Genomic DNA, 18,830 nt, shown 5'->3' with positions numbered 1-18,830 from the left:
CGTCATGGACAAGATAGTTCCGGCCACAGCATACGACGTCGAAGCCATTCGCAAGGATTTCCCGATCCTTGCGCGGGAAGTCTATGGCAAGCCGCTGGTCTATCTCGACAACGGCGCCTCCGCTCAGAAGCCGCAGGCGGTGATTGATGCGATTTCGTACGCCTATTCGAACGAGTATGCGAACGTTCACCGTGGTCTGCATTTCCTCTCGAATGCAGCAACCGATGCCTATGAGGGCGCGCGCGAGAAGGTCAGGCGCTTCCTGAATGCGCCTGATGTCAACGACATCATCTTCACGAAGTCCTCGACCGAAGCGATCAACACCGTCGCCTACGGCTGGGGCATGCCAAAGCTCGGCGAGGGCGATGAGATCGTCATCTCGATAATGGAGCATCACTCCAACATCGTGCCGTGGCATTTCATCCGCGAGAGGCAGGGCGCCAAGCTGGTCTGGGTACCCGTCGACGACGAGGGCGCTTTCCACATCGAGGATTTCGAGAAGAGCCTGACGGAACGGACGAAGCTCGTCGCCATCACGCATATGTCGAATGCGCTTGGCACAGTGGTTCCGGTCAAGGAAATCTGCCGTATCGCGCATGAGCGCGGCATTCCTGTACTGGTCGATGGTTCGCAGGGCGCCGTCCACATGCCTGTTGACGTGCAGGACATCGATTGCGACTGGTACGTGATGACCGGCCACAAGCTCTATGGGCCGTCGGGCATCGGCGTGCTCTATGGCAAGAAGGAGCGGCTCCGCGAGATGCGGCCCTTCCAGGGCGGCGGTGAGATGATCTTCGAGGTGACGGAGGATGCCGTGACCTACAACGATCCGCCGCATCGCTTTGAAGCCGGGACGCCACCGATCGTCCAAGCGATCGGGCTCGGCTATGCGCTCGATTACATGGAGAAGGTTGGCCGCGAGGCGATCGCCCGCCATGAGGCAGATCTCGCTGCCTATGCCGCAGAGCGATTGCAAGCGGTCAATTCGTTGCGAGTGTTCGGCACGGCGCCGGGCAAGGGCGGTATCTTCTCCTTCGAGTTGGCCGGTCTGCACGCGCATGACGTGTCGATGGTGATCGACCGTCAGGGCGTTGCGGTTCGCGCAGGCACCCATTGCGCCATGCCCCTCTTGAAACGCTTCGGTGTCACCTCCACGTGCCGCGCGTCCTTCGGGATGTATAATACACGGGCCGAGGTCGATGCCTTGGCCGATGCGCTGGAATATGCGCGCAAGTTCTTTGCCTAAGGAGTGTCCATATGAGCCTGGACGAAAGCGAACAGAAGATCGACGTGCGCGAAGGCATCGTGCATTCCAGCATTCCGGCCGATGAACTGGCGCGTCTCAGCGACGATGTGATCTCGGCGCTCAAGACAGTCTATGATCCTGAAATTCCGGCCGACATCTTCGAGCTCGGGCTGGTCTACAAGATCGATATTGAAGACGACCGCATGGTGAAGATCATGATGACGCTGACGGCGCCGGGCTGCCCGGTCGCCGGCGAGATGCCGGGCTGGGTCGAGAATGCCGTCGGCGCGGTCGAGGGCGTGTCCGGCGTCGAGGTGGAAATGACCTTCGATCCGCCGTGGACGCCGGACCGCATGTCGGAAGAGGCGCAGGTCGCCGTCGGTTGGTATTGAGCATGATCCGAAGAGTCGCAGACTTTTCGGATCAGATCATGCGGTCCGGTTGGTATTGATCGGTTAAGCTGCTGGCACTACATTTGAATCGTGAAACGCCGGACCTTTAATCCGTGCGCGGAAGGAGAAGAGGCCGATGGGCTTTGCAATCATGAGCATGACGGAAGCCGCCGCGAACCGCGTGAAGGCTATCGTCGAAAACTCTGGGCCGGAGGCCAAGGGCATTCGCGTCGGGATCAAGAAGGGTGGCTGCGCGGGGATGGAGTATACCATCGACCTCGTGACCGATCCGAATGCTAAGGACGACCTGATCGAGCGCGATGGCGCCAAGGTCTGGGTCGAACCATCAGCCGTGCTCTACCTCCTCGGCACGGAAATGGGCTTCGAGAGCACGACGTTGCGGTCCGGTTTTACCTTTACCAATCCGAACCAGACGTCTGCCTGCGGCTGTGGCGAATCCGTCGAGCTGAAGCCGGCGGATCTCGCGGCGCTCGCCGCTCAGGGCAACGCTGTCGTTCCCGCGCACTGATTGTCACAATCGTCGAATTATCGATGAGGCTGCCGGTTTCGGTGGCCTTTTTTATTCTACGTCATCGCGATGGCGCTCTAAGGGCTCTCTTTCGAAAAGTCCGCAGGATTGTCTCCTACGGAAAGGAACCGACTGAACAATGCTACTGCTGTTTGCGAAGGGCGCTCTGCTGGGTGTCATCATCACCGCGCCACTGGGGCCGATTGGAATGCTCTGTATCAAACGTACCCTGGAGCGCGGCTTTTCCGCCGGTTTTTCCTGTGGCCTCGGAACTGCGCTCGGTGATGCCAGTTATGCGCTGGTAGCTGTAACCGGCATCGCGGTCTTCGAGCAGACCATGTCGGCAGCAACGCTGCCTCTGGCGATTGGTGGAGGCATATTGCTCCTCGCGCTGGGCTATCGTGGGCTCACGCACGATCCGGTCCGGGCGGCAAATGTGAGGGCGGCGGGTCTGATGGGCACAACGCTTGCAACGTTCTTGCTGACGGTCTCTAATCCCGCCACCATTCTCTCCTTCGGCGCGCTGTTTGCCGGTTTCGGGTTGACAGAGGAGACACGACGATTCAGCTCGGCTGTCATCGTCGGTGGTGTTTTCAGCGGGTCGCTGGCCTGGTGGTTCTTTTTGAGCGGTACGGTTAGCTTTGCCAGGGACAAATTGCCAAGGGATTTCACAGCAAAGGTCGTGCGGGGAACAAGCTACCTGCTGATACTCTTCGGCCTCGCTGCGCTCGCCTCTGCGACCTACTCGCTTCTCTAGCGTGCGGCCTTGTCTCCTCCCTTGAAGGCAGATCCAATTCGCGATAGGCGTGCAACGTCACAAACAAGCGCAAGCCATTATGAGTCAACGCATCCTTGTTACCGGCGGCGCCGGCTTCGTGGGCACACATCTTTGCGAAAAGTTGCTCCAGAGAGGGCATCAGGTTGTCTGCATGGACAATTTCGCGACCGGTTCCATGCACAATATCGCGGAATTGCTCAATAACCCCGCCTTCAGACTGCTGACCCACGACGTGAACGAGGCCGTGAGCCTCGAGGTTGACCAAATCTACAACCTGGCGTGCCCAGCCTCACCGGTCCATTATCAGGCCGACCCGATCGTGACGCTGAAGACGAGCGTCGTCGGAGCGCTCAATGTGCTCGAGCTGGCTCGACTCAGGAATATCCCAGTGCTGCAGGCGTCGACATCGGAGGTTTACGGCGATCCGCATGTCCATCCGCAATCGGAAACCTACTGGGGCAACGTCAATCCGATTGGCCCGCGAGCCTGCTACGACGAGGGAAAGCGGAGCGCCGAGACATTATTTTTCGACTATTGCCGCCAGTTCGGCCTGCCGATCAAGGTCGTACGCATTTTCAATACCTATGGTCCCCACATGCATCCCGCCGATGGGAGGAGTTGTCGCAAATTTCATCATTCAGGCATTGTCGGGCGACGACATCACCATCTATGGCGACGGAATACAGACGCGGTCATTTTGCTACGTGGATGATCTGGTGGCGGGTCTGATGGCCATGATGAGCAGTCTTCCGGACATTACCGGCCCCATCAATCTTGGAAATCCCGAAGAGCTCACGATCCGCCAGTTGGCGGACCTTGTCCTCGAATTGACCGACTCCAATTCGAGGATCGTCCATCGTCCGCTTCCCGCTGACGATCCGCGTCAGCGGTTGCCGGATGTCGACAAGGCGAGGCGGCTTTTGAACTGGACGCCAAGTGTCCCGCTCCGCGAAGGCCTGATGCGCACGATTGCCCACTTCAAATCCGTTCGTACGATGCCGGTACTGGCGGTCGTTTAGGCGGATTATCTCCGTCCCAGTGTTCTTCAATAAGGTCGGCAGCGCGCCGAGCCTGGGTTGCGAAAGTGAGCGTACGCGCCAGCGCCTGACCGCGCTCCGCGATGGCCTCGGCCTCCATTTGGTTGCTGCGTACCCAGTCGATCTTCTCGCGGAAGTCCGACATATCGGCAGCCACCGGCACATAGTGTTCGAATGGCCTGAGTTCGTCATAGTACCACTGGCGAAAGCCGAATTGTGACTCGACCTTGAGAACGCAGCATCCATAGAGCATGCGAACCAGGAGGTTCGACCATGTGTTGGTGAACCCGTCGATATCGATCGCGAACTTGCGCCCAAGCCAGCTCTGTGCCGGAATTGGCTGACCCAGGAACTTTTGCCTGTGCGCCAGTGTCTCATACTCGTCCGCACTCGGATGGAGATCGACGAATCGGACGTCTAATCCCGCCATGTCCCTAAGCTGCATGACCATGCGAATCCTCTGCAGGACGGTGGGATTGTTGATGTCTTCCCGGGCAAAGCTCGCCCAGCCACATCCATTCATGCCCCCACGCCAGACGATGTCGTTCGAGCGGTCCTCCCAGCGCGGCGCGGTCCTCCCGCGTTCCATTTCGGCAGCAAAGCCGTCATGCTGAAAGAAATGCGGATCTGGCAAGCCCACATGATGAGGAAATCGCACCGACGCAGCAAACCGTGCGTTGGAGACCGCCTGGCCATCAGTGGCATTGACGGTGATCTGCCTCACCTCTGGCGGGCACAGGCTAAGCCAATAGGCAAAGCTGCAAACCTTGTACTGCATGTGTCCCGAAAACCACCGTGTCGCGGCGCTTTCGAGAACAAGCGTGAACTGTTGCCCATGCCGCTCGATCCGAACATCTCGGGGCGGATTGCCAGCATCGGCATAGCCAATGCGAACCCTTGGCGGTCGGGCGCCGACCCGTTCGAACTCACGCCTGAAATAGGTGCGAACTCGTCGCGTGCTGTAGAGGCGAAGCGGATTGAGAGCGGTAGAGTAGGTCATCATGCTCCTAAGCTGAGGCGACGATCTTCACGCGATTGCTGACACTGGCACGCGCCAATCAATAAGACGGGTCGAGGTCAAAAAACAGATCACGCGCGCGCTCGCCACGGGGCATGGCGAACGAATCCTCAGGCTGGGGGAGGCTGCGCTGGTGCGGCGACTTAGTCAGCTCTTGATGTCGATGCCTGCTTCGACGGCCGCTTCGATGAAGGCACGTCGCGCATCCTCGTTGGTGCGCTTGCCCTTGATGACGTTGGCGCAGACCAGGAGTGCCTTGTCGAGTGCCGCACCGTCTTCGGTCGGCCAGTCCTCGATCATCGCCCAGGAGGCTGCCTGCGTGGTTGCGATGGTCACGTATTTTCCGGGCTCTTCAAGAGCGAGCAGAACCGGCTTCGGCCACGGAGCCTGCATCACAGAATCGCTGTCGTCCTTTGGCATCCGCGCCTACCTCATTTCCGGTGTATGTGGGAAACGGCCCTCCCTCAAAAGGGAAGGCCGTTCGGATGTTACTCCGCAGCTTCGGCGTAACTCTCAACCGGCGGGCAGGTGCACACCAGGTTGCGGTCGCCGAAGACGTTGTCGACGCGGTTGACCGGCGACCAGTACTTGTCGACGCGGAAGGCGCCGGGCGGGAAGCAGGCCTGTTCGCGGGAATAGGGACGATCCCATTCGCCGACGAGGTCTTCGACCGTGTGCGGGGCGTTCTTCAGCGGATTGTTCGCCTTGTCGGAACGGCCTTCCTCAATGTCGCGCGCTTCCTGGCGGATCGCCAGCATCGCCTCGCAGAAGCGGTCGAGCTCGGCCTTGGTTTCCGATTCCGTCGGCTCGATCATCAGCGTGCCTGCGACAGGCCAGCTCATGGTCGGCGCGTGGAAGCCGCAGTCGATCAGACGCTTGGCGACGTCGTCGACGGTGACGCCCGCGCTGTCGACCAGCGGGCGAGTGTCGATGATACATTCGTGCGCCACGCGGCCGGCCTCGGACTTGTAGAGCACGTCATAGGCGCCCTTCAGGCGGGCGGCGATGTAGTTGGCGTTAAGGATCGCAACCTTCGTCGCTTGCGTCAGGCCTTCGCCGCCCATCATCAGGCAGTAGCTCCAGGAGATAGGCAGGATAGAAGCCGAGCCGAAAGCGGCCGCCGAAACGGCGCCAGAACGGCCGTCGGTTTCCGGGTGGCCGGGGAGGTATGGCGCCAGATGCGACTTGACGCCGATCGGGCCCATACCGGGACCGCCGCCGCCGTGCGGGATGCAGAAGGTCTTGTGCAGGTTGAGGTGGGAGACGTCGGAGCCGATGTCACCGGGGCGAGACAAGCCGACCATGGCGTTCATGTTGGCACCGTCGAGATAGACCTGGCCGCCCTTGCTGTGCACGAGGTCGCAGATTTCCTTGACGGTTTCCTCGAAGACGCCGTGCGTCGAGGGGTAGGTGATCATGCAGCAGGAGAGGCTTTCCGCATACTGCTCCGCCTTGGCGCGGAAATCATCCATGTCGATATCGCCGTTTTCGCAAACCTTGACCACGACGACCTTCATGCCGGCCATCTGTGCTGAGGCAGGGTTGGTGCCGTGCGCGGAAGTCGGGATGAGGCAGACATCGCGGTGACCGTTGCCATTGGCGATATGATAGTCGCGGATCGTCAGCAGGCCGGCATATTCGCCCTGCGCACCGGAATTCGGCTGCATGGAGAAGGCATCATAGCCAGTTACGGCGCAGAGCTTCTCTGTCAGGTCATCGATCATCTCGCGATAGCCGAGCGCCTGGTCGGCTGGAACGTATGGATGAATATCCGAGAACTCAGGCCATGTAATCGGCAGCATTTCCGCTGTCGCGTTCAGCTTCATCGTGCAGGAGCCGAGTGGGATCATCGCGCGGTCAAGCGCCAGATCGCGGTCGGACAGCCGGCGGATGTAGCGGGTCATCTCGCTTTCGGCGCGGTTCATGTGGAAGATTGGATGCGTCAGGTACTCGCTGGTACGGGCGAGGCCCTTCGGCAGACGATAGCTCGGCTCGAACTCGGCGACGGCGAAGTTGCCGCCGAAGGCGCGCCAGACGGCTTCCAGTGTCGCCGGGCGCGTACGCTCGTCGAGGCTCATGCCGATCTTAGTGGCACCGACCTTGCGCAGGTTGACGCCCTCGGCGACCGCCGCGCGCAGGATAACGCCCTGCATGTGGCCGACATCGACGGTAATGGTGTCGAAGAAGGTTTCGGGCTCGATGGTATAGCCGAGCTTTTCCAGGCCCTTGGCCATCAGCACGGCCTTCTGGTGAACCTGCTGTGCGATCGCCTTGATGCCCTTCGGGCCATGGAAGACGGCGTACATCGAAGCCATGACGGCAAGCAGCACCTGCGCGGTGCAGATGTTCGACGTCGCCTTTTCGCGGCGGATATGCTGTTCGCGGGTCTGCAGCGACAGGCGATAGGCGCGGTTGCCGCGGGCATCGACGGAAACGCCGACGAGACGGCCGGGCATGGAGCGCTTATGCGCGTCCTTGACGGACATGTAGGCCGCATGCGGGCCGCCGTAGCCGACGGGAACGCCGAAGCGCTGCGACGAGCCGATGGCAATGTCGGCGCCCATCTCGCCGGGCGACTTCAGCAGCGTCAGAGCCAGAATGTCAGCAGCGACGATGGCGATGGCGCCGGTCTGGTGCAGGCGTGAAATCAGGCCGGTGAAATCATGCACATGGCCGTGCGTGCCCGGATACTGGAAGATCGCGCCAAAGACATCGACCGGATCGAGATCGGTGAAGGGGTTGCCGACGATGACACTCCAGCCGAGCGGTTCCGCGCGGGTCTTGATCAACTCGATCGTCTGTGGATGGCAGGCAGCATCAACGAAGAAGGCCTTCGACTTCGACTTCGAGACGCGCTCGGCCATGGCCATGCCTTCGGCAGCAGCAGTCGCTTCGTCGAGCAGCGAGGCGTTGGCGACGTCGAGACCGGTCAGGTCGCAGATCATCGTCTGGTAGTTCAGGAGCGCCTCGAGGCGACCCTGGCTGATTTCGGGCTGGTAGGGCGTGTAGGCCGTGTACCAGGCCGGGTTTTCCAGGATCGTGCGCTGGATAACAGGCGGCGTAATCGTGCCGTAGTAGCCCTGACCGATCAGCGAGACGAGAACCTTGTTCTTGTTGGCGGTCTCACGCAGCTTGTCGAGCGCCTCGCGCTCCGTCATCGGCGCGCCCCAGACGAGCGGTGCCTTCTGGCGGATGGAGGGCGGGACGGTCGCGTCGATCAGGTTGTCGAGGCTGCCGTAGCCGATCACCTTCAGCATATCCGTCATTTCGGCCGGCGACGGGCCGATATGGCGACGGTTGGCGAAGTCGTAGGGCTGGTAGTCGGTAAACTGGAATTCGGTCGGCGTCGTCATTACGCAGTGAGCTCCTTGTAGGCCGCCTCGTCGAGCAGGCCATCGACGTCAGCGGCATTTGCAAGCTTCAGCTTGAAGAACCAGCCGGCGCCCTGAGGATCGGAATTGACCAACGATGGATCGGCGACGATAGCGGGGTTCACTTCGGTGATTTCGCCGTCCAGCGGACAATAGACGTCGGAAGCGGCCTTCACGGATTCGACGGTCGCGGCATTGCCATTCTTGGAGAAGGTGGCTCCGACTTCCGGCAATTCGACGAAGACGAGGTCGCCGAGCTGTTCAACGGCGTAGGTGGTAATCCCGACCGTCGCAACGCCGCCTTCAATCTTCAGCCACTCGTGTTCTTCGGTAAACTTCAGCATGATTGTTCTCTCCGGAAAAATGTTTCAGCGTTTGTAGGTTGGCGTAATAAAGGGGAGGTTACTGACGGTGACGGGCAGGAACTTACCGCGCACTTCAGCGTAGATCTGTGTGCCAACGGCTGCCTGGGCGACCGTGACATAGCCCATTGCGACGGGGTGTTCGACGGATGGGCCGAAGCCGCCCGAAGTCACTTCGCCGATCTCGGTCTTGCCCTCGGAATCCGCAAAAAGCTTGGAATGGCCGCGAACCGGGGCCTTGCCTTCGGGCTTCAAGCCGACGCGGCGGCGGGCTGCACCCCTTTCAAGTTCGGTTAGGATGCGGTCTGCGCCGGGGAAACCGCCGGCACGGGCGCCGCCGCTCTTGCGGGCCTTCTGCATGCCCCATTCGAGCGCTGCTTCCACAGGAGTCGTGGTGGTGTCGATGTCGTTGCCGTAGAGGCAAAGGCCGGCTTCGAGGCGCAGGCTGTCACGCGCGCCAAGGCCAATCGGCTCGACATCCGGATGCTCAAGCAACCGCCTGGCGACATCCTCGGCTTTGTCCGCCGGAATCGAGATTTCGAAACCGTCCTCGCCGCTGTAGCCGGAGCGCGAGACAAGACAGGAAACGTCGTGCAGTCGGCAATGGCGAACGTCCATGAACTTCATCGCGGCGACATCGGCCCAGAGTTCGGCAAGCACTTCAACGGCGCGCGGTCCCTGCAGCGCAATGAGTGCGCGGTCGAGCAGCGTGATATCGCAGGTATCACCAAGATGCTTTTGAATGTGAGCAAGGTCGGCCTCCTTGCAGGCGGCGTTGACGACAACGAACAGGTGATCGTCGAGATGGGTGATCATCAGGTCATCAAGGATGCCGCCATTCTCGTCGGTGAAGAAACCGTAGCGTTGGCGACCTTCCGCGAGGCCGAGAATATCCACCGGAACGAGGCTTTCGAGCGCAAGGGCCGCGTCTTCGTACTTGCCCGATTTCGCCTTGATGACGACTTGGCCCATATGGGACACGTCGAATAGACCGGCAGACGTACGGGTCTGGATGTGCTCCTTCATCACACCGGCCGGATATTGCACGGGCATGTCATAGCCTGCAAAGGGAACCATGCGGGCGCCAAGCGACAGATGCAGCGCGTGAAGCGAAGTTTTCTTGAGGGCAGCAGTATCGTCCAACGACGCCTCCGGGGTTTGCGCCTGGATTTCCATGCGCGGGCTCAAATCTTCAGGCGCAGTTGCGCCTTGCATTTCGAGCCCCCTCTGTCCCTTCGCCTGAGATTGTTATCCCTTCGGCGAGCGTTTCGAGAACGCTTCTCTCCAGAGTTCCGTCTGCCCCTTGCTGGTCCTTTGGCCTGAGAGTTTCCGGGGCGGTTGCTCCTTCGGCACTGATCGCAGATGACCAGCTTCTCCCAACAAGGTCGAGGGCAATTATCTGGCCATGGCTATACTTGGCAAGGGGGAATGTCGCCGCCAAACAAATTTTTGTCGCGCTTTTAAGGATCGGCGGCTACGGAGATGGGAGGCGGGCGATGCTCAGCTGTCGCTGTAGAGCTCCAAAGCCTGTTTTAATCCAGCCTGCGGCTGCTTTTGCCCCATTGTCATGAGATCCAACGCCACTTCGGTCGATTGAATGATGTTGGACGGTTCCTCGACATCTTGGCCGCTGGCCGCCCTGGTCTGGCGGTCGGCAGCGCGGCGAGCTTCCTTGGCTGCCGTGCTTGCAGACACGCGCTGCGGAATCCGGAGCGTTTCAAACGCCGCGGCTGCGGTGCTCGCGGCTATGGTGCCTACCAAGACTGTCATACGCCAACACTAAGGCGCCCCACGTTCTTAACTGGCTAAATTAACCGCTGGCATTTTATGCATCTTGATCTTCTCCGGAGATAATCGGAATTTCCGGCACGGAAAAACAGAGACGACTCATGATTCAGGCCATACTTGTCGCCGTCGGCGGCGCGATCGGTTCCGTCCTTAGATACTACGTCGGCCGTTGGGCTCTCAGGCTCGCAGGCCCGGCCTTTCCGTGGGGAACCTTGACCGTCAATGTTGTCGGCTGCTTCGTCATTGGCGTATTCGCGGAAATGATCATCAGACGCTTCGACGCATCGCCGGAATTGCGCTTGCTGCTGATCACCGGCTTCCTCGGCGGTCTGACGACCTTCTCCTCATTCTCGCTCGATACAATTACGCTCTTTGAGCGTGGCGCGGCGCTATCCGGCGCCCTCTACATCGTCGCGAGCGTCGGCCTGTCGATGGCCGGTGTGATCGGGGGACTGGCACTTATGCGCGCGATCTTGTGAGATTACGGTTTCCGTTTTCAGCGAAAATGCTCTAAAGCCAGCCGCAAAGTCCGCGCGGCGCGCGGAAGACCATTTTCCGAAAGATAACGTATGGCGGGTATCGAACACATAAAGGTGGAGCCGGATGAGGCGGGCATGCGGCTCGATCGCTGGTTCAAGGTGCACTTCCCGGGTCTCGGTTTCGGCCCACTTCAGAAGCTTCTCCGATCCGGGCAGGTCCGCGTTGACGGCGGGCGTGTGAAGAGTGACACCCGGGTGCAGCCTGGACAGATGGTGCGCGTACCGCCGCTTGATGTTGACGCTAAAGCGAAGACCGGACCCATCGCTGGCCGCGATCTGAAGCACTCCGGCGATTTCGAACTGTTGTCGCGGATGGTGCTGCACGAAGACGACAAGGTCATCATCCTCAACAAGCCCGCGGGCCTTGCGGTGCAGGGCGGCTCGGGCGTGACGCGTCACATCGACAAGATGCTTGAAGCCTGGACCAGTCCGAAGGGCGAGAAGCCACGTCTGGTGCACCGTCTGGACCGAGACACATCGGGTGTGCTCGTCGTGGCACGGACCCGCGGCGCTGCACAAAAACTCACAGCCGCCTTTCGTGAGCGCGATACCAAGAAGACCTACTGGTCGCTGGTTAAGGGCGTCCCGCGCAAGCACGAGGACAAGATCTCCACCTGGCTTGTCAAGGAAGCAACGCCGGACGGCGACCGCATGCGGATCGCCAAGCACGGGGAGGAGGGTGCCGACCACGCCGTTTCGTACTACCGTGTCATTGAGACGGCGGCGCAACGCCTCGCCTGGCTCGAAATGGAGCCCTATACCGGCCGTACGCATCAGCTTCGCGTCCATGCCCTTCATATTGGTCACCCGATCATTGGCGACCCCAAGTATTTCGACGATGATCCTAACTGGGATTTTCCCGGCGGCGTTCAAAAGCGACTGCACCTGCACGCACGCCATATCGATATCCCGCATCCATCCGGCGGACGGCTGCGCATAACGGCACCGCTGCCTCCGCATATGGTCCAGACCTGGAACCTGTTGGGATTTGATGAAAACTCCGCCGACGGAGCCGACCACGAATGAAACTGGCACTTTTCGATTGCGACGGAACGCTGGTGGACAGCGCCGCGCTGATCCACGAGGTGATGGCGAGGACGTTCGCGCATTTCGGCTATGACAGACCCGATGTCTCGCTGACGAAGTCGATCATCGGACTGACGCTGGATATCGCGATTACGCGGATGCGCGGAAAGCCACATGTCGACGATGAAGCGATCGCGATGACGGCCCACTACAGGGCGATCTATACCGGTGTCCGCGACGAACCTGGAATGGACGTGCCGCTCTTTAACGGCATCAAGCCGCTGGTCGATGAATTGGCGCGAAACGATGACATTCTGGTCGGCGCGGTAACCGGCAAATCGCGTCGCGGTCTTATCCATGTTCTCGAAAAACATGGTCTTGCACCACATTTTGTCGTTTCACGCACCGCAGACGACTGCCCATCGAAGCCGCATCCAGCTATGGTAATGGAGTGCTGCAGCGAGACCGGCATGAAGCCCGCCGATGCCATTGTCATCGGCGATGCCGTCTACGATATGCAGATGGCGAAAGCCGCCGGCGCGAAAGCCGTGGGTGTGAGTTGGGGCTATGCCAGCGTGGACGACCTGGTGACTGCGGGTGCCGATAGCATTGTTCGCCACCCGAGCGATATTCTGAAGCACTTTTCCTGAGGTGACGCATGCGTGATCTGTTGAACGACCTAACAGAAGGATTGAGTCATCCGGATCCAATCCGTCGCGCCCAGATCCAGATGAAGAAGCCTTTGCCGAAACGCTTCTACAAGACGGTCACCATCAGGGAGCTCGACGAGGGTTTTTCTATCGAACTGGACGGCAAGGCAATCCGAACGCCGGCCCGCAACCTACTTGTTGTCGCGACGAAAGCCGTTGCGGAACTTCTCGTGCGGGAGTGGGAGGCGCAGGCCGAACTCATCGACCCCGCGACAATGCCGGCGACACGGCTCGTCAATACGGCGATCGATGGTGTTGCAACCGACACGCAGGCAGTCTTTGAAGACATTCTACGTTTCTCCTCGAGCGATCTTCTCTGCTATCGCGCCGATGCACCGCAGGAGCTCGTCGAGCGTCAGAGGGAACTTTGGGATCCGGTGCTCGACTGGGCCGCCAATTCGCTCGGCGCGCGCTTCATTCTGATCGAAGGCGTGATGCATCACGATCAGCCACCGGAAGCCATTGCGGCATTTTCGGCGGCATTGAGGCCGCACGACAACGCTACGGTCCTCGCCGCCCTGCATACCATCACGACATTGACAGGCTCGGCGCTGCTGGCGCTTGCCTTTGCCGAACGCGTGCTATCGGCCAAGGAAGTTTGGTCGCTCGCCCATCTCGACGAAGACTGGACGATCGAGCATTGGGGAAGCGATGAAGAAGCGGAGGAGCGCCGAGAAAAGCGTTTCGAAGATTTCAAGGCCGCTACTGACGTTTTTTTGGCCCTGAAGGCCTGAAACATATTGCGTTGATGCCGGTTATCGCGAAAATCTGCGACTCTGTTGGGGGCGGATGCGGATTTTCTTGAATGAACTGGCTCAAGTCGTGCATTTTTCCGGTTGTTTTTACCTGCATCGTCTTGGCGTCATGCTCGCTCTACACGAAGGAGCAACCGGCTCCTGTCTATGACGTGCGAAGCGCCGTTGTTGTCAGCCCGCAGAAGATACCGCCGGCAATCCTTGCCGGTGTTGGCGATCGGGTAAATTCCGCGATCAACGCCACGGTGCGGACTGACGTTTACCCACGCGTCGTGCTGACGATACGGATCCTTTCCGTCGAAAAGGGCCAGGGTATCGAAAAGAGCCGGAATGTCGCGAAGGTCAGCATCGATGCCGCTTCGGTCGAAGACGGATCGGTCATTGCCGTTAGCTCGTTCGAGGTCACAAGCTTCTCCAACAGTCCCACGGCTGCCGACGAAATCCTTGCCGAAGACATCGCCGCCCGCATTCGTTCCGCTTTCTCGCTAAGCGCCGGACGCGCTTGAACCGGCCGCGATATCCGCGGCGAGGAGTATCTATGAAGGAAATTCTTGAAGAACTCGAACGTCGCCGGGGAATTGCAAGGCTCGGTGGCGGCAAGGCGCGTATCGACGCGCAGCACCAGCGCGGCAAGCTGACGGCACGTGAGCGCATCGATCTTTTCCTGGACGAGGACTCCTTCGAGGAGTTCGACATGTTCGTCGAACATCGATCGAGCGACTTCGGCATGGACAAGACGCGGATTGCCGGCGACGGCGTGGTCACCGGCTGGGGAACCGTGAATGGACGAACGGTCTTCGTCTTCGCCAAGGACTTCACGGTGTTCGGCGGTTCGCTCTCTGAGGCACATGCCGAGAAGATCATGAAGGTGCAGGATATGGCGCTCAAGAACAGGGCGCCGATCATCGGCATTTATGATGCGGGCGGCGCCCGTATCCAGGAAGGCGTTGCCGCGCTTGGTGGCTACGCCAAGGTGTTTCAGCGCAATGTGCTCGCCTCCGGCGTCATTCCACAGATCTCCGTCATCATGGGACCGTGCGCTGGCGGCGACGTCTATTCACCGGCAATGACTGATTTCATCTTCATGGTCCGCGACACGTCCTACATGTTCGTGACCGGCCCGGATGTGGTGAAGACAGTCACCAACGAGACGGTCACCGCCGAAGAACTCGGCGGCGCCTCGGTGCATACGACCAAATCCTCGATTGCCGACGGCGCCTACGACAATGATGTCGAGGCGTTGCTGCAGGTTCGCAGACTGATTGACCTCCTGCCGCAGTCGAACACTTCGCCAGTTCCGGAAATCGAATGTTACCAGTCGGTGACAGATATCGATGCATCGCTAGATACGCTGGTGCCTGCAAATGCGAATAAGCCATACGACATCAAGGAATTGATCCTTAAGACAGTGGATGAGGGGGATTTCTTCGAGATCCAGGCGAGCTTCGCCAAGAACATCGTCTGCGGCTTCGGTCGAATCGAGGGCTCGACCGTCGGTTTCGTGGCAAACCAGCCAATGGTGCTCGCCGGCGTACTCGATAGCGATGCGTCGCGAAAGGCGGCACGGTTCGTCCGCTTCTGCGACTGCTTCAGCATTCCGATCGTTACGTTCGTGGACGTGCCCGGCTTCCTGCCGGGAACCGCCCAGGAGTATGGCGGACTGATCAAGCACGGTGCGAAGCTGTTATTTGCCTACGCCGAGGCGACGGTGCCGAAGCTCACCGTGATTACGCGCAAGGCATTCGGCGGCGCATATGACGTCATGGCGTCCAAGCATCTGAGGGGCGATTTGAATTATGCCTGGCCGACGGCCCAGATCGCGGTCATGGGCGCCAAGGGTGCAGTCGAGATCATCTTCCGGAAGGACGTTGCCGCTCCCGAAAAGATCGCTGCGCACACAAAGATGTATGAGGACCGGTTCCTTTCACCATTCGTGGCCGCCGAGCGAGGCTACGTGGATGAAGTGATCATGCCGCACTCTACGCGCAGGCGGCTGGCACGCGGCCTCAAGATGCTTCGCAACAAAGACCTGAGCAATCCCTGGAAGAAGCACGACAATATTCCGCTTTGAGGAGATTAGATTGGGGAAAGCTGAGGAAAATCAAGAAGAAGTGATCGCCCGTCAGCGATCCGTGTCTTCTTCCCTTTTGGCGAAGCAGCTAACGCTCCGCTGTCTTTACTCAAAAGGAGAGTTTACATGGAACGACTGAGCGCATATCAGCCCTACGCGCTTGCCGCCCTGCGGGTCATTGCAGCGCTGCTGTTTATCGAACACGGGACGATGAAGCTTTTCGCGTTCCCGGCCGCGCAGATGGAGGGGCCCTTGCCGCCCTTGCTGCTGGTCGCCGCTTTGCTCGAAGTGGTCGGTGGCCTTCTCGTGCTGATCGGCCTGTTCACACGACCAGTCGCCTTCATCCTCTCGGGCCAGATGGCCGTCGCCTACTTCATGGCGCACGGATCAAAGGCATTTTGGCCGGCACTGAACGGTGGCGAAGCGGCAATTCTGTTCAGCTTCATTTTCCTGTTCATCTTCTTCGCCGGACCTGGCGCACTGTCGATCGACCAGCGCAAGGCGACCGCCTAATAGACACAGTGCCGTGGTCGGCTTTGCCGGCCACGGCTGCGGCTCACGCAGTAGCCTTCAAGCCGGCGATCCCGGCGACAATCATTGAAATGCAGAGCAGACGTGGGGCAGTGGCGGCGTCACCGAGCAGCCAGATGCCGAGCAACACGGTGCCAACACTGCCGATACCGGTCCAAACCGCGTAGGCCGTCCCGATCGGCAGCGTCTTGACGGCGATGCCCAGCAGCAGAACGCTGATGACCATGGAAACGGCGGTCAAAGCCGTTGGTATCGCGCGTAAAGCCATCGGTGTATTTCAAACCGATCGCCCAGCCGCATTCGAAAAGTCCGGCAAGAACAAGCAGGAGCCATGTCATCGAAATCTCCATCCTGAGAGCGAGAACGTTCCAGCGCACCAGGCGCAAATCAGATGCCAAGGACTTCGAAACGGTTCAACTCAGGTAGGAAACGTCATAGCGCAGCTACCACCCGTTTCTTGCGGCCTTAAACAAGTCGCTCGGCGTGCCACCTCAGGTGATCATCCATGAAGGTTGAGATGAAGTAGTAGGAATGGTCATAACGCTCATGTATGCGCAGCGTGACCTTGATATCAGTATCTTTCACAGCGTCTTCGAACAGCCAGGGACGCAGCCCGTTCTCCAGGAAACCATCGGCCTTCCCCTGGTCGATCAGGAACTCAGGAAAACGTGCGCCGTCACGTACCAAGGCACAGGCATCGTATTTGCGCCACGCAGCGCGGTCGGGGCCCAAGTACTTCTCAAACGCCGGTGCCGACCAGTCCGCGGTGGAGGGCTCCACGATCGGCGCAAAGGCCGAGCAGCTCCTGAAACGGTCCGGGTTCCTGAGCGCGGTGGTCATGGCGCCATGACCACCCATCGAGTGACCAAAGATGCCCTGGCGAGTCATATCCATGCGGAAATGTTGGCTGACATAGGCCGGAAGCTCTTCGGTGATGTAGGTGTGCATCTGGTAATTTTCCGACCAAGGCTCTTCGGTCGCATCAAGATAGAAGCCGGCGCCCTTGCCCATCTGCCAGTTGGTGAGTTCATCCGGTACGTCATTACCGCGCGGGCTTGTGTCCGGGCAGACGATAATCAGGCCGAGCTCGGCAGCCATACGCCGATACTCTCCCTTTTCCATGACGTTCGCATGCGTGCAGGTTAAGCCTGAGAGATACCAGACAACCGGGCAGGGCTCCTTGATTGCTTTTGGCGGAACGAAAACAGCAAAAGTCATATCGCACTTGCAGGCGTCGGATTCGTGCGTGAAAACGCCCTGCATGCCGCCGAAGGCGGTTGTCTGTGAAATGATGTTCATTCTCTTTCGTCCATTCTTGGAGTAAGCGCCTTGGCCCGGCGGCACAGGCGATCGAAGGTTTCGAGAAAGCGGGAGCGATCCTTCGGGCCGAAGGCTGCATTGTAGCCCTTGCTTTCGCCGGTCTGTCTCAGGTGAGCGCCGAGATCGCGCATCGCGCTCGCCATGCCGATATTGGTATCATCGAAGACCCGACCAGTCGGACCGCTGACAAGTGCACCCGTCGCCACGCAACGGACCGCGAGGGGGACATCGGCGGTGACGACCACGTCACCGACACTGGCATGCTCGGCAATCCAGTTATCGGCAGCATCGAACGAGGCCGAGACGATGACATTGTACACCATCGGATCGCGGGAAGGACGCAAGCCCGAATTCGCCACGAAAGTCACTTCCATGCCGTGGCGCTCGGCGACCTTGAGGATTTCCGGCTTCACGGGGCAGGCGTCTGCATCGACATAAATCATGAATTTCAATCTGCTTTGATGGAAACGCTACGCGGCCCTGAGGGCGCGTAGCGGCGGTTCGTTCGGGTCTCATAGTCCGACGGCTGTAATGCGTTCAAGATGTCAGGCCTCTTTCAGCGTGCCTGCCTTCTTCGCCACCCAGGTTGCGATGACATCCATCAGCGTCGGGTTCAGGCAATCATAGGGCGTGAGACCAAGTTCGTTCAGGCGACCGCGGACGCCTTCCATCGCCGAAGGCGGGGTGCCCGATTCGATGATCGACGAGACGAAGGCCGCAAATGTTGGTTCCGGCCACCCACCTTCCTGAAAGCGCTCCGGATGGATGAAGTCGAGCCCTTTGAATGCATGTTCGCGCTCCACCGGCCCGTACATGTGAACGCCGCAGGCCTTGCAGGCGTGGCGCCGGATCAGTGCATCCGGATCGACGACCTGGAGCTTGTCGCCATTCTCCAGCACCGCGACGTTTTCGTGCGGGGTCACGGCGACGATTGAAAAAGCCGCTCCGTTTGGCTTCCAGCATTTCGTGCAGCCGCAGGCGTGATTGTGAGCGATGGCGCCCTTGATCGCGACTTTCACCGGACGGTCAGCGCAGGCACAGACGAGCGTGCCGCCGTTGAAACTGGCCTGGCCTTTCTTCACCCCGCCGTCGAGGGCGGGGTGTATCGATACTTGACTTGGCATGTTCAGCTCCTCCTCCTCAGCTGCCCACGGCTCCCAAATCAGGATCAATTTGCGAAAAAGCCGCAGGCCATTTCAAAGTCGCGCCGCATTCCGTCGTCTTTTCCTCAATACAGTACCACGCTTCTGATGCTTTCGCCGGAATGCATGAGTTCGAAGCCCTTGTTGATGTCTTCGAGGGCCAGGGTGTGGGTGATCATCGGATCGATCTCGATCTTGCCCTGCATGTACCAGTC

At 59.7% G+C, this 18,830-nt stretch carries 22 protein-coding genes, 2 pseudogenes and 2 riboswitches; of the genes and pseudogenes, 13 read left to right on the top strand and 11 right to left on the bottom strand.

Annotated features, from left to right (window positions below; translation table 11 throughout):
* Positions 1-4 precede the first annotated feature (4 nt).
* From ATY80_RS20765 to ATY80_RS30175, 6 genes are all read left to right on the top strand, one after another.
* Positions 5-1,246, top strand: coding sequence for a cysteine desulfurase (locus ATY80_RS20765; protein ID WP_088694218.1), 1,242 nt, complete (start codon positions 5-7; stop codon positions 1,244-1,246).
* A gap of 11 nt (positions 1,247-1,257) precedes the next feature.
* Positions 1,258-1,638, top strand: a complete 381-nt coding sequence (locus tag ATY80_RS20760) for an SUF system Fe-S cluster assembly protein (protein ID WP_018854912.1) — start codon at positions 1,258-1,260, stop codon at positions 1,636-1,638.
* 136 nt (positions 1,639-1,774) lie between these two features.
* Positions 1,775-2,167, top strand: a complete 393-nt coding sequence (sufA, locus tag ATY80_RS20755) for a Fe-S cluster assembly scaffold SufA (RefSeq protein ID WP_088694217.1) — start codon at positions 1,775-1,777, stop codon at positions 2,165-2,167.
* 139 nt (positions 2,168-2,306) lie between these two features.
* Positions 2,307-2,924, top strand: a complete 618-nt coding sequence (locus tag ATY80_RS20750; RefSeq protein ID WP_088694216.1) for a LysE family transporter — start codon at positions 2,307-2,309, stop codon at positions 2,922-2,924.
* A gap of 79 nt (positions 2,925-3,003) precedes the next feature.
* On the top strand, positions 3,004-3,657 hold the full coding sequence (locus ATY80_RS20745; protein WP_348626659.1) for an NAD-dependent epimerase/dehydratase family protein: 654 nt from the start codon (positions 3,004-3,006) through the stop codon (positions 3,655-3,657).
* Positions 3,554-3,964, top strand: a complete 411-nt coding sequence (locus ATY80_RS30175) for an NAD-dependent epimerase/dehydratase family protein (protein WP_348626658.1) — start codon at positions 3,554-3,556, stop codon at positions 3,962-3,964. The genes ATY80_RS20745 and ATY80_RS30175 overlap by 104 nt, the downstream gene beginning before the upstream one ends.
* Here ATY80_RS30175 and ATY80_RS20740 read toward each other — a convergent pair.
* The 6 genes from ATY80_RS20740 to ATY80_RS20715 all read right to left on the bottom strand — a co-directional run bounded on the left by ATY80_RS20740 (position 3,924) and on the right by ATY80_RS20715 (position 10,503).
* Positions 3,924-4,982 carry a glycosyl transferase family 90 gene (locus ATY80_RS20740; RefSeq protein WP_245306909.1) on the bottom strand — a complete coding sequence of 353 codons (1,059 nt, stop codon included), beginning with the start codon at positions 4,980-4,982 and terminating at the stop codon, positions 3,924-3,926. The genes ATY80_RS30175 and ATY80_RS20740 overlap by 41 nt on opposite strands.
* A gap of 165 nt (positions 4,983-5,147) precedes the next feature.
* Entirely contained in the window at positions 5,148-5,393 is a 246-nt protein-coding gene (locus ATY80_RS20735) for a DUF982 domain-containing protein (RefSeq protein WP_189637235.1), read from the bottom strand.
* Positions 5,394-5,488: 95 nt separating this feature from the next.
* Positions 5,489-8,353, bottom strand: a complete 2,865-nt coding sequence (gene gcvP / locus ATY80_RS20730) for an aminomethyl-transferring glycine dehydrogenase (protein ID WP_088694213.1) — start codon at positions 8,351-8,353, stop codon at positions 5,489-5,491.
* On the bottom strand, positions 8,353-8,715 hold the full coding sequence (gene gcvH / locus ATY80_RS20725; protein ID WP_088694212.1) for a glycine cleavage system protein GcvH: 363 nt from the start codon (positions 8,713-8,715) through the stop codon (positions 8,353-8,355). Before gcvH ends, gcvP begins: the two co-directional genes overlap by 1 nt.
* A gap of 24 nt (positions 8,716-8,739) precedes the next feature.
* The gene (gcvT, locus tag ATY80_RS20720; RefSeq protein WP_088694460.1) at positions 8,740-9,876 is read right to left on the bottom strand and encodes a glycine cleavage system aminomethyltransferase GcvT; all 1,137 of its coding nucleotides are present in this window, start codon (positions 9,874-9,876) and stop codon (positions 8,740-8,742) included.
* A gap of 74 nt (positions 9,877-9,950) precedes the next feature.
* Positions 9,951-10,031, bottom strand: a riboswitch (glycine riboswitch).
* 3 nt (positions 10,032-10,034) lie between these two features.
* Positions 10,035-10,122, bottom strand: a riboswitch (glycine riboswitch).
* A 111-nt stretch (positions 10,123-10,233) separates the two neighbouring features.
* Positions 10,234-10,503 (bottom strand): hypothetical protein, encoded by a 270-nt coding sequence (locus ATY80_RS20715; RefSeq protein WP_088694211.1) that lies wholly within the window; start codon positions 10,501-10,503, stop codon positions 10,234-10,236.
* A gap of 119 nt (positions 10,504-10,622) precedes the next feature.
* Between ATY80_RS20715 and crcB the strand changes: the two genes are divergently transcribed.
* The 7 genes from crcB to ATY80_RS20680 all read left to right on the top strand — a co-directional run bounded on the left by crcB (position 10,623) and on the right by ATY80_RS20680 (position 16,135).
* The gene (gene crcB, locus ATY80_RS20710) at positions 10,623-11,000 is read left to right on the top strand and encodes a fluoride efflux transporter CrcB (protein ID WP_088694210.1); all 378 of its coding nucleotides are present in this window, start codon (positions 10,623-10,625) and stop codon (positions 10,998-11,000) included.
* 90 nt (positions 11,001-11,090) lie between these two features.
* Positions 11,091-12,086 carry an RluA family pseudouridine synthase gene (locus tag ATY80_RS20705; protein WP_088694209.1) on the top strand — a complete coding sequence of 332 codons (996 nt, stop codon included), beginning with the start codon at positions 11,091-11,093 and terminating at the stop codon, positions 12,084-12,086.
* The gene (locus ATY80_RS20700) at positions 12,083-12,736 is read left to right on the top strand and encodes an HAD-IA family hydrolase (RefSeq protein ID WP_088694208.1); all 654 of its coding nucleotides are present in this window, start codon (positions 12,083-12,085) and stop codon (positions 12,734-12,736) included. The genes ATY80_RS20705 and ATY80_RS20700 overlap by 4 nt, the downstream gene beginning before the upstream one ends.
* Before the next feature lie 8 nt (positions 12,737-12,744).
* Entirely contained in the window at positions 12,745-13,530 is a 786-nt protein-coding gene (locus ATY80_RS20695) for an ATP12 family chaperone protein (protein ID WP_088694207.1), read from the top strand.
* A gap of 71 nt (positions 13,531-13,601) precedes the next feature.
* Positions 13,602-14,057 carry a hypothetical protein gene (locus ATY80_RS20690; RefSeq protein WP_088694206.1) on the top strand — a complete coding sequence of 152 codons (456 nt, stop codon included), beginning with the start codon at positions 13,602-13,604 and terminating at the stop codon, positions 14,055-14,057.
* Positions 14,058-14,089: 32 nt separating this feature from the next.
* Positions 14,090-15,622 carry an acyl-CoA carboxylase subunit beta gene (locus ATY80_RS20685; protein WP_088694205.1) on the top strand — a complete coding sequence of 511 codons (1,533 nt, stop codon included), beginning with the start codon at positions 14,090-14,092 and terminating at the stop codon, positions 15,620-15,622.
* Positions 15,623-15,748: 126 nt separating this feature from the next.
* Complete coding sequence (locus ATY80_RS20680; RefSeq protein WP_088694204.1) at positions 15,749-16,135, top strand: DoxX family protein; 387 nt, start codon at positions 15,749-15,751, stop codon at positions 16,133-16,135.
* Positions 16,136-16,178: 43 nt separating this feature from the next.
* On the opposite strand, the pseudogene ATY80_RS20675 reads toward ATY80_RS20680, so the two are convergent.
* The 5 genes and pseudogenes from ATY80_RS20675 to ATY80_RS28720 all read right to left on the bottom strand — a co-directional run.
* A pseudogene (locus ATY80_RS20675) lies at positions 16,179-16,491 on the bottom strand (multidrug efflux SMR transporter).
* 127 nt (positions 16,492-16,618) lie between these two features.
* On the bottom strand, positions 16,619-17,452 hold the full coding sequence (fghA, locus tag ATY80_RS20670; protein ID WP_088694203.1) for an S-formylglutathione hydrolase: 834 nt from the start codon (positions 17,450-17,452) through the stop codon (positions 16,619-16,621).
* Complete coding sequence (locus tag ATY80_RS20665) at positions 17,449-17,916, bottom strand: YaiI/YqxD family protein (RefSeq protein ID WP_088694202.1); 468 nt, start codon at positions 17,914-17,916, stop codon at positions 17,449-17,451. The genes fghA and ATY80_RS20665 overlap by 4 nt, the downstream gene beginning before the upstream one ends.
* A 102-nt stretch (positions 17,917-18,018) precedes the next feature.
* Entirely contained in the window at positions 18,019-18,597 is a 579-nt protein-coding gene (gfa, locus tag ATY80_RS20660) for an S-(hydroxymethyl)glutathione synthase (protein WP_088694459.1), read from the bottom strand.
* A gap of 104 nt (positions 18,598-18,701) precedes the next feature.
* Positions 18,702-18,830, bottom strand: a pseudogene (locus ATY80_RS28720) (S-(hydroxymethyl)glutathione dehydrogenase); the annotation flags it as partial.

The sequence above is a fragment of the Rhizobium sp. R711 genome (assembly GCF_002211365.1).
GTDB lineage: Bacteria > Pseudomonadota > Alphaproteobacteria > Rhizobiales > Rhizobiaceae > Rhizobium.
Note: the sequence above shows the minus strand (reverse complement) of the source record. Positions and strands in the feature narration are given on the sequence as shown.

Excerpts from the sequence above, each read along its gene's own strand:
- ATY80_RS20735 (WP_189637235.1), bottom strand. The coding sequence starts at position 5,393 with ATGCAGGCTCCGTGGCCGAAGCCGGTTCTGCTCGCTCTTGAAGAGCCC.
- gfa (WP_088694459.1), bottom strand. The coding sequence starts at position 18,597 with ATGCCAAGTCAAGTATCGATACACCCCGCCCTCGACGGCGGGGTGAAG.
- ATY80_RS20695 (WP_088694207.1), top strand. The coding sequence starts at position 12,745 with ATGCGTGATCTGTTGAACGACCTAACAGAAGGATTGAGTCATCCGGAT.
- ATY80_RS20740 (WP_245306909.1), bottom strand. The coding sequence starts at position 4,982 with ATGACCTACTCTACCGCTCTCAATCCGCTTCGCCTCTACAGCACGCGA.
- ATY80_RS30175 (WP_348626658.1), top strand. The coding sequence starts at position 3,554 with ATGGGAGGAGTTGTCGCAAATTTCATCATTCAGGCATTGTCGGGCGAC.
- ATY80_RS20685 (WP_088694205.1), top strand. The coding sequence starts at position 14,090 with ATGAAGGAAATTCTTGAAGAACTCGAACGTCGCCGGGGAATTGCAAGG.
- sufA (WP_088694217.1), top strand. The coding sequence starts at position 1,775 with ATGGGCTTTGCAATCATGAGCATGACGGAAGCCGCCGCGAACCGCGTG.
- ATY80_RS20680 (WP_088694204.1), top strand. The coding sequence starts at position 15,749 with ATGGAACGACTGAGCGCATATCAGCCCTACGCGCTTGCCGCCCTGCGG.
- gcvP (WP_088694213.1), bottom strand. The coding sequence starts at position 8,353 with ATGACGACGCCGACCGAATTCCAGTTTACCGACTACCAGCCCTACGAC.
- ATY80_RS20760 (WP_018854912.1), top strand. The coding sequence starts at position 1,258 with ATGAGCCTGGACGAAAGCGAACAGAAGATCGACGTGCGCGAAGGCATC.
- ATY80_RS20765 (WP_088694218.1), top strand. The coding sequence starts at position 5 with ATGGACAAGATAGTTCCGGCCACAGCATACGACGTCGAAGCCATTCGC.
- crcB (WP_088694210.1), top strand. The coding sequence starts at position 10,623 with ATGATTCAGGCCATACTTGTCGCCGTCGGCGGCGCGATCGGTTCCGTC.
- ATY80_RS20745 (WP_348626659.1), top strand. The coding sequence starts at position 3,004 with ATGAGTCAACGCATCCTTGTTACCGGCGGCGCCGGCTTCGTGGGCACA.
- ATY80_RS20705 (WP_088694209.1), top strand. The coding sequence starts at position 11,091 with ATGGCGGGTATCGAACACATAAAGGTGGAGCCGGATGAGGCGGGCATG.
- gcvH (WP_088694212.1), bottom strand. The coding sequence starts at position 8,715 with ATGCTGAAGTTTACCGAAGAACACGAGTGGCTGAAGATTGAAGGCGGC.
- ATY80_RS20700 (WP_088694208.1), top strand. The coding sequence starts at position 12,083 with ATGAAACTGGCACTTTTCGATTGCGACGGAACGCTGGTGGACAGCGCC.
- fghA (WP_088694203.1), bottom strand. The coding sequence starts at position 17,452 with ATGAACATCATTTCACAGACAACCGCCTTCGGCGGCATGCAGGGCGTT.
- ATY80_RS20690 (WP_088694206.1), top strand. The coding sequence starts at position 13,602 with ATGAACTGGCTCAAGTCGTGCATTTTTCCGGTTGTTTTTACCTGCATC.
- ATY80_RS20715 (WP_088694211.1), bottom strand. The coding sequence starts at position 10,503 with ATGACAGTCTTGGTAGGCACCATAGCCGCGAGCACCGCAGCCGCGGCG.
- ATY80_RS20665 (WP_088694202.1), bottom strand. The coding sequence starts at position 17,916 with ATGATTTATGTCGATGCAGACGCCTGCCCCGTGAAGCCGGAAATCCTC.
- ATY80_RS20750 (WP_088694216.1), top strand. The coding sequence starts at position 2,307 with ATGCTACTGCTGTTTGCGAAGGGCGCTCTGCTGGGTGTCATCATCACC.